The organism is Amantichitinum ursilacus (genome assembly GCF_001294205.1).
Lineage (GTDB): Bacteria > Pseudomonadota > Gammaproteobacteria > Burkholderiales > Chitinibacteraceae > Amantichitinum > Amantichitinum ursilacus.
The window spans coordinates 1-1311 of record NZ_LAQT01000023.1 but is presented as its reverse complement, the minus strand read 5'-3'; the positions used below and the strand labels follow the sequence as shown (position 1 = coordinate 1311).

Here is a 1311-nt window from a genome sequence, read left to right as displayed (position 1 = left end):
GGGGTCGCCTTTCTTTTGCTTACTTTTCTTTGGCGAAGTGTTTAGACCGGACACATACTGGACAGGTGTGCGCAGACATAGTGGACACTTCCTGACAGCCCATTGCCAGGAAGCCACCATGATCTGGAGACCTGTTTCAACTATGGATATCCGTCTTGAGTTCGTGCTGCTGGCCCGTCAGCCGGGCGCTGACCGGCGTGCTTTGTGCCGCAATTTCGATATCAGCCCGCAAACCGGCTACAGCTGGCTGGCGCGGTATGCTGAAGCGGGCATCAACGGGCTGCAGGATCGTTCCCGCAAGCCGTTGAACCAGCCCCGCAAGTCCGGGGCGATGCTCGAATCGCAGGTGGTTGGCATGCGGCGGGACCATCCCGCGTGGGGCGGTCGCAAGATCAGCCGGGTGCTGGCCGATCAGGGGCAGCCGGACGTTGCGCCGAGCACCGTCACCCGCATCCTTCATCGATACGGACTGATCAGCGCAGAAGCTTCAGACGCGGCCACGCCCTTCATCCGGTTCGAGCGCGATGTGCCCAATGCCTTGCTCCAGGTCGACTTCAAAGGAACGATCCAGCTTGCGCATGGGCAGACGTCGCCGCTGACCATGATCGATGACCATTCGCGCTTCAACCTGTTGCTGGAGGCGTGCCCGGACATGAAGACGGCGACGGTGCAACGCCTGATGGAACGGGCTTTCCGGCGCTATGGGCTACCGGCCCAGATCAATTTTGATAACGGCTCGCCGTGGGGTTCGCCCTCGGCACCGGGGCAGCTTTCCACCCTCGCGATCTGGCTGATCCTGCTGGGTATTGAAGTGACCTACAGCCGCCCCTATCACCCGCAAACCAACGGCAAGATCGAGCGGTTCCATCGCACGCTGATGGCGGAATTGTTCAACCGGTATCGATTTGCCGATGCAGCAACGCTGCAGCAGGCACTGGATGCATGGCGCGAGGACTACAACCTGATTCGCCCGCACGAAGCGCTCGGCCTCGCCACGCCCGTCTCACGATACCGGCCCAGCGAGCGGCGCTTTCCTGACCGGATCGACCCGCCGCAATACGCACCGGACGATGTGGTGCTGAAGGTGGGATGGGGCGGGATGATCCGCTTCAAAGGACGGGACTGGAAACTTTCAGCCGCGCTGATCAACCACTATGTCGGACTTCGCCCCCGCATCGGCGCAGACGAAGTCTATGATGTGTTTTTTGCGCATTATCACTGCCTTACGATCGAGCTTCTGGCTCAATAGTCAGGTTTGTCCGTGTCCAGTATGTGTGCGCACACCTGTCCAGTATGTGTCCGGTCCATACA

1 protein-coding gene is annotated in these 1311 nt (G+C 60.3%); it reads left to right on the top strand.

The window, feature by feature from the left end; translation table 11 throughout:
- Nucleotides 1-118 precede the first annotated feature (118 nt).
- A complete protein-coding gene (locus WG78_RS15590; protein ID WP_053938768.1) occupies nucleotides 119-1249 on the top strand; it encodes an IS481 family transposase in 1131 nt (376 codons plus the stop codon).
- Nucleotides 1250-1311: the final 62 nt, after the last annotated feature.

Excerpts from the sequence above, each read along its gene's own strand:
- WG78_RS15590 (WP_053938768.1), top strand. The coding sequence starts at position 119 with ATGATCTGGAGACCTGTTTCAACTATGGATATCCGTCTTGAGTTCGTG.